We start from the raw sequence: 15,004 nt of genomic DNA on the forward strand, positions 1-15,004 counted from the left end.
GGATTCGTACCGGATTCCGGTACGAATCCCTCACTTCGCAGTCACGAGCGTCATCGACGCGGCACCCATCTTGAAGATCGGCTGCTTCGACGCCGGGTCCCAGTCGGTGATGGTCAGCTCGTTGGCCGCACGGTGGTGCCCGGTGTCGTCGTCGGCGTCCCAGTACCCGTAGTGGAAGGGCACGAACAGCACGCCGCGACGGATGGCGGCGATCCGCACCGTTGCGGTGATCGCGCCGCGCGGGCTGGCGATCTCGACGAGGTCACCGTCGTGCACACCGCTGCGCGCGGCATCCAGTGCGTTGACCTCCACCCACACCTCCGGCGCCGCCCCGTCGAGTTCGCGTGCGCGGCCCGTCTTGGTGCGGGTGTGGAAGTGATAAACCGTTCGTCCCGTGATCAGCGCGAAAGGGTGGTCGGCACTGGGACTCTCGGGAGGTGGCAGGTGTGGCGCCGCCTTGATCAGCGCCCGCGCCCCCGGGTTGAGGTCGCGGTACTCGTCGGGTTGCAGCGGCTCGCCGGTGAGCAGATCCTTGCCGTACGACTCGCAGTAGTCCGCCGCGCTGTAGAACCGACTGTCGGCGTAAAGGCGCTCGGTGCCGTCGGGAGCGTCCGCGGTGCACGGCCACTGCACGCCACCGCGGGTCCGCAGCAGCTCGTACGTCATCCCGCTGTAGTCGCACGGCCGGCCCGCGCTGCACTCACGCCAGGCGTCGAAAGCGGATTCGGCATCCGTCCAGGGGGGCAACGGCTTCCCATCCCGGTCACGGAAGTCCATCCGACGGGCGTAGTCGAGGAAGATGTCGAGGTCAGCTCTGGCCTCGCCGGGCGGATCGACCGCCTTCTCCGACAGGTGCACCGTGCGGTCGGCGTTGGTGAACGTGCCCGTCTTCTCACCCCATCCGGCGGCCGGGAGTACGACATCGGCGAGTGCGGTCGTCTCAGTCGGGAACATGTCCTGCGCCACGACGAACACGTCGTCCCGATCGAGGATCGCCCGGATTCGCCCCAGCTCCGGCAGCGACACGGCGGGATTCGTGGCACTGATCCACAGCATCCGTATCGTCCCCCCTTCGGCGAGGCGGAAGATCTCCATCGCGTGGGTGGGCGGGTATTCATGCGGGAGCCGGTCTTTCTCGATGTTCCACAGGTCGGCCAGTTCGCGCACGTGCGCGTCGTTCTCCCAGTTGCGGAACCCCGCGAGATCGCCGTCGGCCCCGCACTCTCTGGTGTTCTCGGCGGTGGGCTGGCCGTTCATCTGCAGCAGACCGCAACCGGGCCGCCCGAGCATCCCCCGGATGAGGTGGATGTTGTTGACCTGAACCGCCGCGGCGGTCGCCTGGTGCGATTGGTAGAAGCCCTGCAACACCGTCGACACCAGTCGTTCGGCGCTGCCCAACAGACGTGCGGCGTGACGGAGATCGTCGGCCGGGACATCGCAGATCTCGGCGACACGTTCCGGTGGATAGTCGTCGACCATCCGACGCAGGTCGTCGAAACCGACTGTGTGCACGTCGATGTAGTCGTGGTCGACCCAGTCGTTGGCGATGATCTCGTGCAGCAGCCCGTTCATCAGCGCGACGTTCGTGCCGGGCAGCGGTGCCAGGTGGACGGTGGCATGCCGGGCCACCGGCGTCGTCCGCGGATCGACGCAGACGATGGCCGGCGGGTGTGGACCCGCGAGTCGGTCGAGGATGCGCATCCACGTGACGCTCTGGGTCTCGGCGATGTTGTGACCGAACAGCGCGATGGTGTCGGCATGGTCGAAATCGGTGTAGGTGCCGGGCTGACCGTCGCTGGCGAACGAGGCCTTCAGCGCTTCCGCGGCCGTCGCAGTGCACAACCGGGTGTTGCCGTCCACGTGGTCGGTCCCGATGGCCCCGTGCGCGATGACACTGAGCGTGTAGTACTCCTCCAAGAAGAGCTGTCCGGACGTGTAGAAGCCGATTGCCGCGGGTCCGTGTTCGTCGAGCAAGGACCGGGACCGTTCGACGATGCGTCCCATTGCGTCGTCCCACGTCGCCTCTACCAGCCGACCATGCTGCCGGACGAGCGGGCGGGTCAGTCGGTCCCGAGACGAACTGGCCTGCCATCCGTAGAGATCCTTGACGTCGACGCGACCATGGTTGACACGGTCGTCGGCCCGGCCGCGGACGCCGACGATCCGGTCGTCGACCACCGCGATGTCGAGGGCGTCGCCGTTGGAGTGCAGGACAGACGCCGAGCGAACCCAGCGTTGCACCTCGTCAGGACTGATCCCGTCGCCCAGATGTTGATCGACCCGCACGGGCCATCGCTCACCCGGCGCATACGGGGTGCGCCCGCCCCAGAGGTCGTCGATGCGATCGGCCACGATTCCCTCCCTACGACGTGACGACGCCTTCGGACCGTCGGGGTGTACCCAACCGCGTCCGGAGTCATTCGTCGTCCGTGCACGGCTATGTCAACGCCGGCCGATTACTCCGGCGCGATTGTGGGTAGCCCTGCGGCACGTTCGCTCGCGACTCGTTACCGACCCGTTGCGCACGACACGATCCGAGCTCGACGACCTCGGCAAGGGGTTCTTGGCGCGGACAGATTTCTACGATGAGGAACAGGGCTCACGGCCGGACACCGCCGGACCGCGAGTCGCACACAACGACCGTGGGGAGAACATCATGGCCAAGTACCGCGTCATCGATTCGAGCGAGAACGTCGTCGAAGAGAAAGAGTTCGACGACGCCACCGGCGCATACGACTGGTTCAAGACCGTCGCCGCACCGGACGACAGCCTCGGCACCGTCATGCAGGTGCACGACGACGGCGAGTGGAAGAACTTCGAGGTCTCGGACGGGGGCACCAACGCCAGCCCGTCCGCCGACGCCGACTGAACCGCCTCCCCTCGGCAGGATGAGGTCGGCCACCCTTCGCGCCCCGGGTCTCCCGGGGCGCGAAGTCCGTTCTCAGACCCCGAACGCAGCCGGATAGGCGATCGTCCCGCTCGGCACCGGGCGCGCGTCGTCGAGAACCAGCGCCATCATCGCCTCGTCCGGTACGTCGAACGGTGCGCGGATTCCGAATCGGGACGCGGGGACGAAACCGAATCTCGGGTAGTACTCGGCGTGGCCGAGCACGACCACCAAGTTCTCGCCGTGCGCGCGGGCAACGTCGAGACCCGCGGCGATGGCCGCGGAGCCCGCCCCGGACCGTTGACACGACGGCAACACGGCGCAGGGTCCGAGCGTGAGCGCCGGTTCCGCGTCGACGCGGCACCGCGAATACAACGCGTACCCGACGATAGTGCCGTCGGCGTCGGTCGTGACGATCGACAGCCCGTCGATCCAGGCGTCGCTGTCGGCGCGCAGGTCGTCGACGATCCGTGCTTCGTCGGGGGTCGGGAACGCCGCGAGCACCACGTCGCGGATCGCGTCGGCGTCCCCGTCACGCTCGGCGCGGGTCGTCCACCTGCTCACTGGTTCCCCGTGCATCGAAGAGGATGTGCGGCCACGGCGGTAGTCACCGGCCGCACCCGCCGGCCGGCTGCCCGGAGAAGCGACGGTCGAGGAAGCCGAGCGCTTCGGCGCTCCACGGTATGAACGCCCGGGTGTGGTTCGAGCCGCGGTACTCGGTGAACGTCGTCGGCACCCCGCGGTTGCAGAACGAGCCGGCGAGGCGCGCGACATCGGCCGCGATCATCACACCGTCGCCGGTGCCGTCGACGGTGCCGACCCCGAGCATCATGGGGCTGCGCGGAGTGCCGAGCGTCCCCATCACATTCTGCGAGATCGCCTGTCGTACACCGGGAACGTCCAGCAGGCCGCCGACCGTCGGCACGAGGAGCTGGTGATCGGTCAGACCCGGGTACTTGTCGGCGAACGCCTCGATGCACTCCCCCGCGACCTGTCCGAGGACCTGCTTGCCCTTCGGGGAGAGGTAGGACTGCATGTCGATGCCGTAGGTCTCGGCGTACACCGCCATCAGCGCCGGGATCACGCCGGCCCAGTTCTCGCTGCCGTTGACGTAGCCCAGATTGTTGGCCGGATTCACCAGCACGCCACCCGCGGCGGCCCCGACGATGTTCAGCTCCGGCGCGTAGCGCGGCGCCAGCTCCGCACCGAAGCCGGTGGGGATCGATCCGCCGGAGTAGCCGAACAGTCCGACCGGTGTCCGGGCCGGCGCCCGCAGGTGACCGAGCGCGGTGCGGACACCGTCGAGCGCGGCGTACCCCGACTCGCGCCCCATCGTCCAGCGCAGCCCGCGGCCCTCGTAGTCGGGGGCGGCGACGGTGTAACCGGCGGCGAGGAGCCCGGAGATGAGCGTGATGTCGATCGGCGCCTCGCTCGCGTTGCCGCCGCGCAGCGTGTACGACGGGTCGCACTGTGAGCCGAGCGCGTCGTAGAACGAGTGGTAGGACACGACGCGACGGGGCGCTCCGGCAGCCGCACCCGGCGGGGAGATGACGGTGGTGACCGTCGCCGCCGGACGGCCGAACTGGTTCGTCGTCCGGTACAGGATCTGGGTGGCCGAGATCGGGATACTGGTTCCGCGCCAACCCAACTCGACCTGACGCGTCCGCAGCGCTGCGCCTGGTGACCGCGATTCGTAACCCGCGGGCGGAACGTAGAACGGGTCCTGCGACGGCAACTGCGCCGGCGCTGCCGCGGGTACCGGAACGGGCGCCGCCGACACCGTGGGCGCGAGGACGGACAGGGACGTCGTCAGCCCGAGGATCGCGGTCAGCGTTCCGAGGCCGCGGGAGAGAAGCCGCATGGATCGTCATCATGCCCGATATGCGGCGTCTGCTGTGTCGTTCGGTTCCGACTCGGCACGAGACCTCGCCCGGATGTCACACCCGGGGCGTCAGCCAGTGGTGGTGTCCGGCACCGGATTCTCGCCGGCGCGCTCGACCGCCTCGACCACCGGCGACATCGCCACCACCACCGCGCCGGGCACGGCGGCGACGAAGGCGATCACGGCGACGGCGCCCCAACCGGCACGCGTGGTGTCGCCGAGCACCAGGATGCCGATGACACCGGGGACGACCGTCTCGCCGACGACCAGAGCGGCCGACGCCGCGCTGACCGACCCCTTCTGCAGGGCGACGGTGAACATGTAGAAACCACCCGGGCCACACAGGATGATCGCGTAGAGCGCCGGGTCGGTGAGCAGTTCACCGAGATCGAAGGGGTCGAGGCCGTCGAGGATGCGCACCGCGACCGCGAGGACCCCGAACAGCACGCCGGCGGACAGGCCCGCCAGTACCGCGACACGACTCTGCATCCGCGGCAGGATCGCGGCGCCGAGTCCCAGGATCGCTGCTCCCACGACGAGCACCGCCCAGTGCAGCCACCATTCGTGCTCGTGACCCTCGTCGCCGGCCGAGAAACCCAGCAGGACCAGCGAGACGACGACGACCGCGATCGCCGTCCAGTCGCGGACCGACAACCGCGCGTGCAGGAACAGCGTGGCGAGCACGACGGTCACGACGAGGTTCGCACTGACGATCGGTTGCGCCAGGAACAGCGGGATCATGCGGGCGGCGACCATGTTGCCCAGGAATCCGATGCCGTCGAGCGCCGTCCCCGCGAGGAACGACACCGTCAGCATCGCGGTGATCGTCGACCGCAGCGACGGCGCCTCCCCCGGCGCGCCGGCGTCCTCGACACTCTGCGCGCCACGCGCCTGCAACACCGACGCGGTGCCGTACGCCAGCGCCGCGAACACCGCCGCGAGGATCCCGATCAGCATGGTCGAACAGTAACCACCGCCGGGCGGTCGTGCGGGACGATGACGATCGTGCCCCGCACGTCGAGTGAATCCGGTCGGTGAGCGCGATCAGTTCGTCGACGCGTCGGCGACGTAGGCGTCGGCGAACTCACCGACCGCGGGGATCGGCTGGATGCAGTCGAGGAGTACGCCGTCGGGACCTTCGACGATGAAGTGCCGCTGACCGAAGTCCTCGTCGCGCAACCGGAGTACCGGACGGAGTCCGTGTTCGTCCGTGAGACGCCGGTAGAGCACGTCGACGTCGTCGACCTCGATGTTGACCAGCAGTCCGGTGGCGGGTCGGCGGTAGCCCTCGGGGATCGTCGGATGAGCCGCATCTACGAGGGCCAGTTCGAACGCGCCCGTGCGCATGCTGACGTACCAGTCCGCGGAGAAGGTGACCTCGAAGCCGAGAACCCGCTGGTAGAAGCCTGAGGCCGCGGCCACGTCGGTGGACATGAGGACCGGGTAGACGCTGGTGACATTCATGATGAAACTCCTTTACGTACGATGTGTTTGTATAACCGACTATACATACGCAGCGTACGTAAAGGAACCTTCCGTGCCGAGAGCCTCCGCCGCGGCCGCAGCCGAGACGGCCCGTGCCGTCCTCGCCGCCGCCACCCGCCAGTTCGCCGATCGTGGATTCTCCGACGTGTCCCTCGACGACGTCGCCGAAGCCGCGGGCGTCACCCGCGGCGCCGTCTATCACCACTTTCGCAACAAGGGCGCGCTGTTCGCGGCGGTGGCCGCGGCCTGCCACCAGCAGGTCGCCGATGCGGTCGTCGCGGCGGCCGAAGCCGCCGGCACCGACCCGGCGCGCCAACTGCGCGCGGGCTCACACGCCTTCGTCGATGCCATCACCAGCGGACCTGCCGTACGAATCCTGCTGATCGACGGCCCGGCCGTCGTCGGCTGGGAGGAATGGCGACGACTCGACGAAGTGGGGTCGGCCGCCCACCTGCGCGAAGCGCTGGAGGCGGCGGGGGTCGACGAAGAGTTGGTCGACGTCCTCACGATGCTGTTGTCAGGAGCGATGAACGAGGCCGCCCTCTGGCTGGCCCGCCACCCCGAAGACGACACCGCCCGCGAACGGACACACCGAGCGCTGGATCGGCTACTCGACGCGATCATGTGAACGAACTCTGTTGTGACACAGCAATATCAATTCAAGCACAGAGCATCGACGCACGTTCCGTGAGCCACGGACAGGACCGCCGGGCGGGACTCCAGGATCGGTGGGCCGGCAGTCCCACGCGCCCATACCACACGGCACCGACAAGTTGTCGCCGACGAATACCGTTGCACAACAGTAATTTTCGGGTTGCGAGATGCCGGCTGTGCTGTACACTCGAACGTACATTCGCAGCAACGGTTCTCGGGGGGGTGGCCATGTCTGACGGATCAGCGACGCCGCAGCCGCGTGCCGTCGAGTTGATTGCCGACCTCCACCGCATCGTGGACGAGTTGCAGACGGTCGACCTGGGGTCGTGCACCGATGCCGAGTTGGCCGAAGTGGCAGCCGACACCGAGAAAGCGATCGCACGGTTGACCGTCGCCGGTGACCGGCAGATCGATCAGGTCGAGGCCCGCGACCTGCCCCGCAAGGCAGGCTGCCGAACACTCATGCAGTACATGACCCACCGGCTACGCGTCTCCAACCCGATGCGGCGTCGTAAGCAGATGGACGCCACCGCCACCCGCACCAGCCTCGGCGGCGACATCCTGGAACCCGAACATCCTTGCCTGGCAGAAGCTTTCGCTGCGGGAGCGGTCGGCACCGCGCACGTGCAGGCCGCCCTCGATGTCCTCGACCAGATCCCGCATGCTGTCGAACACGATGTGAAAGTCGCCGCCGAGCGACAGATGGCCGAAATCGCCGAAGCACACACCCCCGCCGAGATCACCCAACTCGGCGCGCGGCTGCTCGCCCACCTCGATCCCGACGGCACACTGTCCGACGACACCGACCAGAAACGACGCCGCGGCCTGTGGATCGGCCGGCAACGCGCCGATGGCACCGCCAAAATCTCCGGCACCCTGACACCCGCACTCGCCGCCCGGCTGACGATGATGTTCGCCGTGTGGGGCAAACCCGGACTCAACAACCCCGACGACCCCAACTCACCGTCCGGACCGGCCGGCACCGCCGACCCCGACGCCCTCACCGCCGCAGCCGACCGCGACGGCCGCACCCTCGCCCAGACGAACCACGACGCCCTCGACGCCGCACTCGCCGCAGGCTTCGCCGACGGAACACTCGGGACCTCGCACCGCGGCCTACCCGTCCAACTGATCATCAAAGCCGACCTCGGCGACCTGGTCCGTGAAGCCGGACTCGCGACCACCGCCACCGGCACCCTGCTACCCATCCGGGACTTGATCGCGATGGCCGGCGACGTCCAGCCATGGTTGGCGATCTTCAAAGACGCCACCACCGTGCCGCTGTACTTCGGGCGGGGCAAACGTCTGGCCACCCGCGAACAACGACTCGTCTCCTTCGCCCGCCCCGACGGGGAAGTATGTTCGGCACCCGGCTGCGACCAGCCCGCCACCCACGTCGACATGCATCACGCCCAGAAAGACTGGGCCAAGGGTGGTCTCACCGACATCAACGACCTCGCACCGGCCTGTCCGCGTCACAACCGCATGGTCGGCGACGCACCCGGGCAGTACACCACCCGCATCGAACGGTCCGGACCCGACGAAGGCCGCTGCGTCTGGCGACTCAACGCCGAACCCGGCGCCCCACCCAATCCCGAACACCTCAACCGCCGACCCGACATACCCCGGCGGTTCGCACAACATCTGAACACCGTGCGCGACGAGATCCACGGACCCCCAGCCAGGTCCGGGGACCAAGCACGCCCGAACTCGTCGCGCCCGAACCGGTCGCGCGCCGACGCCGTCGGCTACGGCGACAGCGGCCGGCGGCTCGAACTCGCCTACCGACGACTCGTCGACCCACCGGCACCGCTGGAGCACCTCACCACCAAACCCCTGCCCCCAGTCGAAACAGAACTCGCACGCATACTCACCGACCACCGGTGACGGGCCGACCTACTCATCAAGCAGGTGAGCCGCATTCGGCGCGTACCCGGTCAGCTCCTCACCGGCGCTCGACCTCGCGCGGCGGATGGCCGTACCCGCGAGGCGCATTCGTCGCGTCGGCCGTTTCGACCGCGGTGACGGCACCCGACGACGCCAGTACGACGCCGCCGAGAACTGCGCCGAGGAAGGCCACGATCGCGACCGGACCCCATCCGGCACGCGTGACGTCGCCGAGGAACGCGATGCCGACCGCCCCGGGCAGAACCGTCTGACCGACGACCAGCGCGGCGGCCGCGCCGTTGACCGAGCCGGTCTGCAGCGCCACCGTGAACAGGTAGAAACCGCCGATCCCGCTGAGCAGCAACGCGTACAGTGCGGGGTCGGTGAACAACACCGACAGATCGAGGGGGTCGAGACCGTCCAGGATGCGAGAGGCCACCGCCATCACACCGAAGACGGCCCCGGCGATGAGACCGGTCACCGCCGCGATGTGCTGACGCAAGCGGCGCATCACGATGACGCCCAACGCGATCAGCGCCGGTCCGGCAACGAGTACCGCCCAGTGCATCCACGCCTCGTGCTCCACGCCTTCGCGACCCGCCGAGAGCGCGAGCAGCACCAACGACAGCACGATCACCGCCCCGGAGATCCAATCCCGCAGCGTTAGGCCGACTTTCAGGACCACCATCGCCAGCAGCGCGGTGGCCACGAGCCGTGCGGAGATGATCGTCTGCGACAAGAAGAGCGGGATCAGCCGTGCCGACGCGATGGTCGCGACGAAACCGATGATGTCGAAGACGAATCCGACGAGGAACGGCACCGTGAGCATGGTGGCCGCCGTGGAGCGCAACGACGGATGCGCGGCGGCGGACCGACGGCGCTCCTCACGGATCGCCGCTCGCTGCGCGACCTGCTCGGCGCCCAGCGCCTGCAGCACCGCGGCGGCGGCGAACGCCAGCGAACCGATCACCGCGATGACGATGCCGGCGGTCATGACAGGAGCTCAGCTCAACGCGGGGTGAGCACGTCGGTGCCCACGAACTTCGCGAGTTCGGCGGGCAGCCGGACCGAACCGTCGGGTTGCTGATGGTTCTCGAGGATCGCGACCAGCCAGCGGGTGGTCGCCAGCGTTCCGTTGAGCGTCGCGGCGGTCTGCGGTTTGCCGTTCTCGTCGCGGTAGCGGATCGAGAGGCGTCGTGCTTGGAACGTGGTGCAGTTCGACGTCGAGGTCAGCTCGCGGTAGGTGCCCTGCGTCGGCACCCAGGCCTCGCAGTCGTACTTCCGCGAGGCCGACGAGCCGAGGTCGCCGCCGGCGACATCGATCACGCGGTACGGCACGTCGATGGCGGCGAGCATGTCCTTCTCCCAGCCCAGCAGGCGCTGGTGCTCGGCCTCGGCGTCCTCGGGCCGGCAGTAGACGAAGCCCTCGACCTTGTCGAACTGGTGGACGCGGATGATGCCGCGGGTGTCCTTGCCGTAGCTGCCGGCCTCGCGTCGGAAACAGGTCGACCAGCCGGCGTAGCGCTTCGGACCGTCGGACAGGTCGAGGATCTCGTCCATGTGGTACCCCGCGAGCGGCACCTCCGACGTGCCGACCAGGTACAGATCGTCGTCCTTGTCGAGGTGGTAGACCTCGTCGGCATGGGCGCCGAGGAACCCGGTTCCCTCCATGACCTCCGGCCGGACGAGCACCGGCGGGATCATCAGGGTGAACCCGTTCGCGGTGGCCTTCGCCGCGGCCATGTTCAGCAGTGCGAGCTGGAGCTGCGCGCCCTGGCCGGTGAGGAAGTAGAACCTCGACCCCGACACCTTGGCGCCGCGCTCCATGTCGAGCAGTCCGAGCGACTCACCGAGTTCGAGGTGGTCCTTCGGGTTCTGGATGTCGCGGGGCTCGCCGACGTGCTCGAGGACCACGTAGTCGTCCTCACCGCCGGCGGGCGCCCCATCGGCCACGATGTTGGAGATGGCCCGATGGGCCTTCGCCGCGGCCGCATCGGCCTCGGACTGGCGCGCCACCGCGGCCTTGACCTGCTCGGCGAGCTCCTTGCCCTTGGCCAGCAGCGCTTGCTTGTCGTCGCCCTGAGCCTTCCCGACCTGCTTGCCGAGAGCTTTCTGCTCGGATCGCAACGCGTCCGCCTCGACGATTGCCGCCCGGCGCTCGGCGTCGGCGGCGAGCAGCGCGTCCACCAGGCCCGGGTCCTCACCGCGGGAGCGCTGTGAGGTGCGGACGAGGTCGGGGTTGTCGCGAACAGTCTTCAGGTCGATCACGACTTCAAACCCTACTTGAGAGCGCGATGCGAACCCGATCACGCCGTCGCGGTCCCCGGGGAGGTCTCAGCTCCACAGCCGCCGCAGGTCCTCACGGCCGAACATCGCTGCCGCGGCATCCGCGGCCGGAGTTCCCACGTGCGGGTCCGCCCCGGCGTCGACGAGCGCCCGCACCACATCGTCGAAACCCTTGAACACCGCGCCTGCCAACGGCGTCTGCCCCTTGTCGTTGGCGAGGTCGGCGTCGGCGCCGCGGTCGAGGAGGGCCGACACCGTCGACGTGTGGCCGTGGTAGGCCGCGAGCATGAGGAGCGAGTCACCGGACTGGTTGCGCAGATCGGCCGGGACGCCGGCGTCGAGGTAACCGGCGAGCGTGTCGGTGGCACCGGACCGCGCCATGTCGAAGAGTCGGGTGGCCAGTTCGACGACCTCGGGGCCCGGGGCGTCGATGCCGGGCCCGGCCTCGAATGGATCGTCGGAATGGGCTGTCACGCCCGCGAGTGTATGCGCGGCCGACACTCCCTCGATCTGGGTGAAGCCGCGGCACCGCATCGTGTGGGAGACTCGGCGCAGTGACTCCACCCGACGCGCAGCACGAATCCGGCGGACCCGGCGAGAGTTTCCTGACGGTCGTCATCGCGTTCGTGTCGAACCTCGTGATCGCCGTCGCCAAGACCGGCGCCGCGATGATCACCGGCTCCGCGTCGCTCGTCGCCGAAGCGGCCCACTCGTGGGCCGACACCGGGAACGAGATCCTGCTGCTGATCGCGGAACGACGTGCGCATCGGCCCCGGGATGCCCGTCATCCACAGGGCTACGGACGCGAGGCGTACATCTGGTCGATGTTCGCGGCGTTCGGATTGTTCGCGGTCGGAGCCGCGGTGTCGGTGCAGCACGGCATCACCGAACTGCTGTCACCCGAGCCGGCGACGGATTACGGCATCGCCTATGCGGTCCTGGCGATCGCCGCGGTACTCGAGGGCATCTCGTTCGTGCGGTCGTATCAACAGGCGAAGCGCGGCGCGGTCAAGCGTCGGATCGGTCTGCTACGGCAGGTCTTCGGCACCTCCGACCCGACTCTGCGTGCCGTCTTCGCCGAGGACGCTGCCGCGCTCATCGGTCTGGCCATCGCCTTCGTCGGAGTGTTCCTGCACCAGGTCACCGGTTCGGCCACCTACGACGCGATCGGGTCGATCCTGGTGGGCGTGCTCCTCGGAGTCGTCGCCATCGTCCTGATCAACCAGAACAGGCGGTTCCTGCTCGGGCAGGCGGTCGACGACGCCGTCCAGCAGCGCGTCCTCCGGGACCTGCTCGCGCACAGCAACATCGAGCGCGTGACCTACCTGCACGTCGAGTACACCGGGCCCGTACAGCTGTTCCTCGTCGCCGCAGTCGATTTCACGGGTGACGACGCCGAGTCCTCGGTGGCCGTCGCTCTCCGGCAACTCGAGAACGAGCTGGAGCGCGACCCGCGAATCACGGAGGCGGTACTCACCCTCTCCGCCCCCGGCGACGCGGACCTCGTGCCCGACGCACCCTGATCCTCTCCGGGATCTCGTAGCGCAAGCGCGCCATAGGCCCTGTCTTCGCTACGAGATCCCGGTGATTCCGTTTCACACTGTGGAGTTGTCAAAGGTCGTGTGGCGTCGGGGTCGACGCCGGAGGGTCTGTGGAGTGTTCGCGTGGACTGTCTAGACGAGGGCGTTGTCGAGTCGCATGGTGCGACGGTTGTAGGCCGGCCGGGGTAGGCGTTTCGGGTCGATGTCGGCGGGCGGGATCAGCCACGGATGCCGGTCGGGACCCATCACCACCTGCCAGCCGTGGTGGTGCACCTGGGTGTGACAGCGCTGGCACAACAGGCACCCGTTGTCCAGATCGGTCGGACCACCATCGACCCAATGAACCAGATGGTGAACCTGCGTATGCGCGGCTGGCGCCCCGCATTTCACACAACACCGATCGCGCACGATGATCGCCTGCCGCAGGTGATGCGGGAACAGTCGCTTCGTGGTGCCCATCCGCAACGGCACCCCCTCGTTGTCAAGGACGATCTCGGCCACCCCGCCATCACACGACAAGCGCCGTGTCGTCGACTCTGACACCGCACCCATCCACGGAAGCCGAGCCGGATCAGCGCCGTCGGCGGGGATGGTCACCAGCAGTTGGGTGCGTGGTGCTCCGGCGGTGGTCATCGCCGCGCCGATCGCGGCTTGATCCAACAGCAACTCCAGTGCATCGGCGCGTCGCTCGGCCGCACTTCGACGATCGGCAGCGCCGTCGGGTTCGGGACGCGGACACGATCGTTCGTCGATCATGGACACGAACTTCCCTCCGATCACCGCAGTCACATCTCCGGCGATCGCGACCCGCCCGTCTTCGGTGATCCTGGTGTGCACGGTGTTCAGCGATGCGTCATCGGCCGCCGCCACAGTGTTGGTGTCAGTGGCGGTGACCCGGATGGCGATCCCACGGGCGTAATCGTCGATCTGAGCGGGGGTGGCTCCGGAGAACGCCTGCGCAAGCAACTCACTCTCATATCCGCTGCGATCGTCGTCGGACAGCGCTGTGGCAGAACGCTTGTCGATGAGCGCCAGCCCGCGGAGCACTGCGTCGACACACTCGGCAGACAGATAACCCTCCGAGGCACAGTCGTCAACCTTCGGCACCGACTCCAGCCCACCTGCGATGCGCACATAACGGTGCGCGGCCGCGGGCGGCATGCCCATCTCGATCAACACGTTCCGCGTGGCCGACCCCGCCCGCACCGCGGCGCCCGTGGCGTCGAAAAGTGCTGTATGTACGGCGATCTGGTGATCGAGCACGTTGCGCAGCATCCGCAGCTCGTCGAGCCGCTCGTGCAGAGCACGGCCACTGCCGTCGTCGGGCGGTGGTTGCAGGACGGTGAGGGTGTTGCGGAGTTCGGTGATCGAGGGCATGACACCAAGCCACTCGCAATCGCGTGGCTCTTCTGACCTTGAAGTGGGCTCCTATCCGCGAGCCTAACGCACGCAACGCCCAGTCTCACTCAGGTTTTGAGTTGCGAAGATCAATACCTAAAGGAGTGGGCGTTGCGCACTGTCAGAGTACTGCAGAAGTTGCTTGGGATCGAGCGTGCCCGTGTCGTGGGTGTCAGGTTCGATGAAGATGACCGCGGGCAGATGTTGGTGGTGTCGCTGGAACTGCACAAGAACGCTCGATCACGGTGTCCGCAGTGTAGGAAGTGCTGCCCGGGTTACGATCAGCCGTCGGCACCGCGCCGGTGGCGGCATCTCGATATGGGCGGCTGGCGGTGTTTCCTCGAGCTGCCCGCCACGCGCGTGGAGTGTCCTCGCCATGGTGTGAAGACTGAACTGGTTCCGTGGGCACGTCCGGAAGCAAGAATGACCAGGGCGTTCGACGACACCGTTGCGTGGATGTGTGCACACGCCCCGATGACCGCGGTGAGCGCCTATCTGCGGGTCTCGTGGCGGACGGTGTCTCGTATCGTCGAGCGTGTGGTCGACGGCCATGTTGGGCTCACCAAACGCTTGAACGGGTTGCGCCGCATCGGTATCGACGAGATCGCTTACCGGAAGGGCCGTCGGTACCTGGTCGTGGTCGTCAATCACGACACAGGGCAACTGGTCTGGGCTGGTGAGGGCGCCAAGAAGGAGACCATCGAGCGGTTCTTCGATGAACTGGGCGATGTGCGGGCCCGCAAGATCACTCACATCAGCGCTGATGGCGCCGAATATACATCGGTGCGGTCATCGCCGAGCAGGCGCCGGGCGCGTACTGGTGTATGGACCCATTCCATGTGCTGCAGTGGGTCATCAGGCGTTGGACCGATGCCGGTCTCGGGTGATAAGCCGGATAGCCGGCTTGTCAAAGGTGGAACGCGGCCGATTGAGGTGGGCGTTGTTGAAGAATCCTGACAACCTCACCGAGAGTCAAGAGCGGCT

14 protein-coding genes are annotated in these 15,004 nt (G+C 67.8%); 5 read left to right on the forward strand and 9 right to left on the reverse strand.

Features of this window, described 5'->3' with window-relative positions:
- Window positions 1-30 precede the first annotated feature (30 nt).
- On the reverse strand, window positions 31-2,355 hold the full coding sequence (locus ACFVHY_RS14440; protein WP_390272878.1) for a molybdopterin oxidoreductase family protein: 2,325 nt from the start codon (window positions 2,353-2,355) through the stop codon (window positions 31-33).
- Between the two features lie 301 nt (window positions 2,356-2,656).
- Here ACFVHY_RS14440 and ACFVHY_RS14445 point away from each other — a divergent pair, with 301 nt between their 5' ends.
- The gene (locus tag ACFVHY_RS14445) at window positions 2,657-2,869 is read left to right on the forward strand and encodes a hypothetical protein (protein WP_058250921.1); all 213 of its coding nucleotides are present in this window, start codon (window positions 2,657-2,659) and stop codon (window positions 2,867-2,869) included.
- Window positions 2,870-2,941: 72 nt separating this feature from the next.
- Here ACFVHY_RS14445 and ACFVHY_RS14450 read toward each other — a convergent pair whose 3' ends face one another.
- The 4 genes from ACFVHY_RS14450 to ACFVHY_RS14465 form a co-directional block, all read right to left on the reverse strand.
- On the reverse strand, window positions 2,942-3,451 hold the full coding sequence (locus ACFVHY_RS14450; RefSeq protein ID WP_390272842.1) for a GNAT family N-acetyltransferase: 510 nt from the start codon (window positions 3,449-3,451) through the stop codon (window positions 2,942-2,944).
- A 43-nt stretch (window positions 3,452-3,494) separates the two neighbouring features.
- Window positions 3,495-4,748: a lipase family protein gene (locus ACFVHY_RS14455; protein WP_390272844.1), complete on the reverse strand. Its 1,254-nt coding sequence runs from the start codon at window positions 4,746-4,748 to the stop codon at window positions 3,495-3,497.
- A 90-nt stretch (window positions 4,749-4,838) separates the two neighbouring features.
- Window positions 4,839-5,726 carry a DMT family transporter gene (locus ACFVHY_RS14460; RefSeq protein ID WP_390272846.1) on the reverse strand — a complete coding sequence of 296 codons (888 nt, stop codon included), beginning with the start codon at window positions 5,724-5,726 and terminating at the stop codon, window positions 4,839-4,841.
- A gap of 87 nt (window positions 5,727-5,813) precedes the next feature.
- Complete coding sequence (locus ACFVHY_RS14465) at window positions 5,814-6,233, reverse strand: VOC family protein (RefSeq protein WP_390272848.1); 420 nt, start codon at window positions 6,231-6,233, stop codon at window positions 5,814-5,816.
- A 73-nt stretch (window positions 6,234-6,306) separates the two neighbouring features.
- On the opposite strand from ACFVHY_RS14465, the gene ACFVHY_RS14470 reads away from it, so the two are divergent.
- Window positions 6,307-6,882 carry a helix-turn-helix domain-containing protein gene (locus ACFVHY_RS14470; RefSeq protein ID WP_390272850.1) on the forward strand — a complete coding sequence of 192 codons (576 nt, stop codon included), beginning with the start codon at window positions 6,307-6,309 and terminating at the stop codon, window positions 6,880-6,882.
- 254 nt (window positions 6,883-7,136) lie between these two features.
- On the forward strand, window positions 7,137-8,795 hold the full coding sequence (locus tag ACFVHY_RS14475) for a DUF222 domain-containing protein (RefSeq protein ID WP_390272852.1): 1,659 nt from the start codon (window positions 7,137-7,139) through the stop codon (window positions 8,793-8,795).
- Window positions 8,796-8,853: 58 nt separating this feature from the next.
- Here ACFVHY_RS14475 and ACFVHY_RS14480 read toward each other — a convergent pair whose 3' ends face one another.
- The 3 genes from ACFVHY_RS14480 to ACFVHY_RS14490 all read right to left on the reverse strand — a co-directional run bounded on the left by ACFVHY_RS14480 (window position 8,854) and on the right by ACFVHY_RS14490 (window position 11,555).
- Complete coding sequence (locus tag ACFVHY_RS14480) at window positions 8,854-9,789, reverse strand: EamA/RhaT family transporter (RefSeq protein ID WP_390272853.1); 936 nt, start codon at window positions 9,787-9,789, stop codon at window positions 8,854-8,856.
- A gap of 14 nt (window positions 9,790-9,803) precedes the next feature.
- Window positions 9,804-11,063, reverse strand: coding sequence for a serine--tRNA ligase (gene serS / locus ACFVHY_RS14485; RefSeq protein ID WP_390272855.1), 1,260 nt, complete (start codon window positions 11,061-11,063; stop codon window positions 9,804-9,806).
- Between the two features lie 66 nt (window positions 11,064-11,129).
- The gene (locus tag ACFVHY_RS14490; protein WP_390272857.1) at window positions 11,130-11,555 is read right to left on the reverse strand and encodes an ankyrin repeat domain-containing protein; all 426 of its coding nucleotides are present in this window, start codon (window positions 11,553-11,555) and stop codon (window positions 11,130-11,132) included.
- Window positions 11,556-11,635: 80 nt separating this feature from the next.
- Here ACFVHY_RS14490 and ACFVHY_RS14495 point away from each other — a divergent pair, with 80 nt between their 5' ends.
- Window positions 11,636-12,604: a cation diffusion facilitator family transporter gene (locus ACFVHY_RS14495; RefSeq protein ID WP_390272860.1), complete on the forward strand. Its 969-nt coding sequence runs from the start codon at window positions 11,636-11,638 to the stop codon at window positions 12,602-12,604.
- A 150-nt stretch (window positions 12,605-12,754) separates the two neighbouring features.
- Here ACFVHY_RS14495 and ACFVHY_RS14500 read toward each other — a convergent pair whose 3' ends face one another.
- Window positions 12,755-13,999: a DUF222 domain-containing protein gene (locus tag ACFVHY_RS14500; RefSeq protein WP_390272862.1), complete on the reverse strand. Its 1,245-nt coding sequence runs from the start codon at window positions 13,997-13,999 to the stop codon at window positions 12,755-12,757.
- A gap of 132 nt (window positions 14,000-14,131) precedes the next feature.
- Here ACFVHY_RS14500 and ACFVHY_RS14505 point away from each other — a divergent pair, with 132 nt between their 5' ends.
- A complete protein-coding gene (locus ACFVHY_RS14505) occupies window positions 14,132-14,977 on the forward strand; it encodes a helix-turn-helix domain-containing protein (RefSeq protein ID WP_390272865.1) in 846 nt (281 codons plus the stop codon).
- The last annotated feature ends 27 nt before the right edge of the window (window positions 14,978-15,004 follow it).

The organism is Gordonia sp. NPDC127522 (assembly GCF_042672305.1).
GTDB classification, from domain to species: domain Bacteria; phylum Actinomycetota; class Actinomycetes; order Mycobacteriales; family Mycobacteriaceae; genus Gordonia; species Gordonia hongkongensis.

What these genes read in the sequence shown, in the direction of transcription:
- ACFVHY_RS14460 (WP_390272846.1), bottom strand. Translation starts at nt 5,726, where the DNA reads ATGCTGATCGGGATCCTCGCGGCGGTGTTCGCGGCGCTGGCGTACGGC.
- ACFVHY_RS14455 (WP_390272844.1), bottom strand. Translation starts at nt 4,748, where the DNA reads ATGCGGCTTCTCTCCCGCGGCCTCGGAACGCTGACCGCGATCCTCGGG.
- ACFVHY_RS14475 (WP_390272852.1), top strand. Translation starts at nt 7,137, where the DNA reads ATGTCTGACGGATCAGCGACGCCGCAGCCGCGTGCCGTCGAGTTGATT.
- ACFVHY_RS14445 (WP_058250921.1), top strand. Translation starts at nt 2,657, where the DNA reads ATGGCCAAGTACCGCGTCATCGATTCGAGCGAGAACGTCGTCGAAGAG.
- ACFVHY_RS14480 (WP_390272853.1), bottom strand. Translation starts at nt 9,789, where the DNA reads ATGACCGCCGGCATCGTCATCGCGGTGATCGGTTCGCTGGCGTTCGCC.
- ACFVHY_RS14465 (WP_390272848.1), bottom strand. Translation starts at nt 6,233, where the DNA reads ATGAATGTCACCAGCGTCTACCCGGTCCTCATGTCCACCGACGTGGCC.
- ACFVHY_RS14500 (WP_390272862.1), bottom strand. Translation starts at nt 13,999, where the DNA reads ATGCCCTCGATCACCGAACTCCGCAACACCCTCACCGTCCTGCAACCA.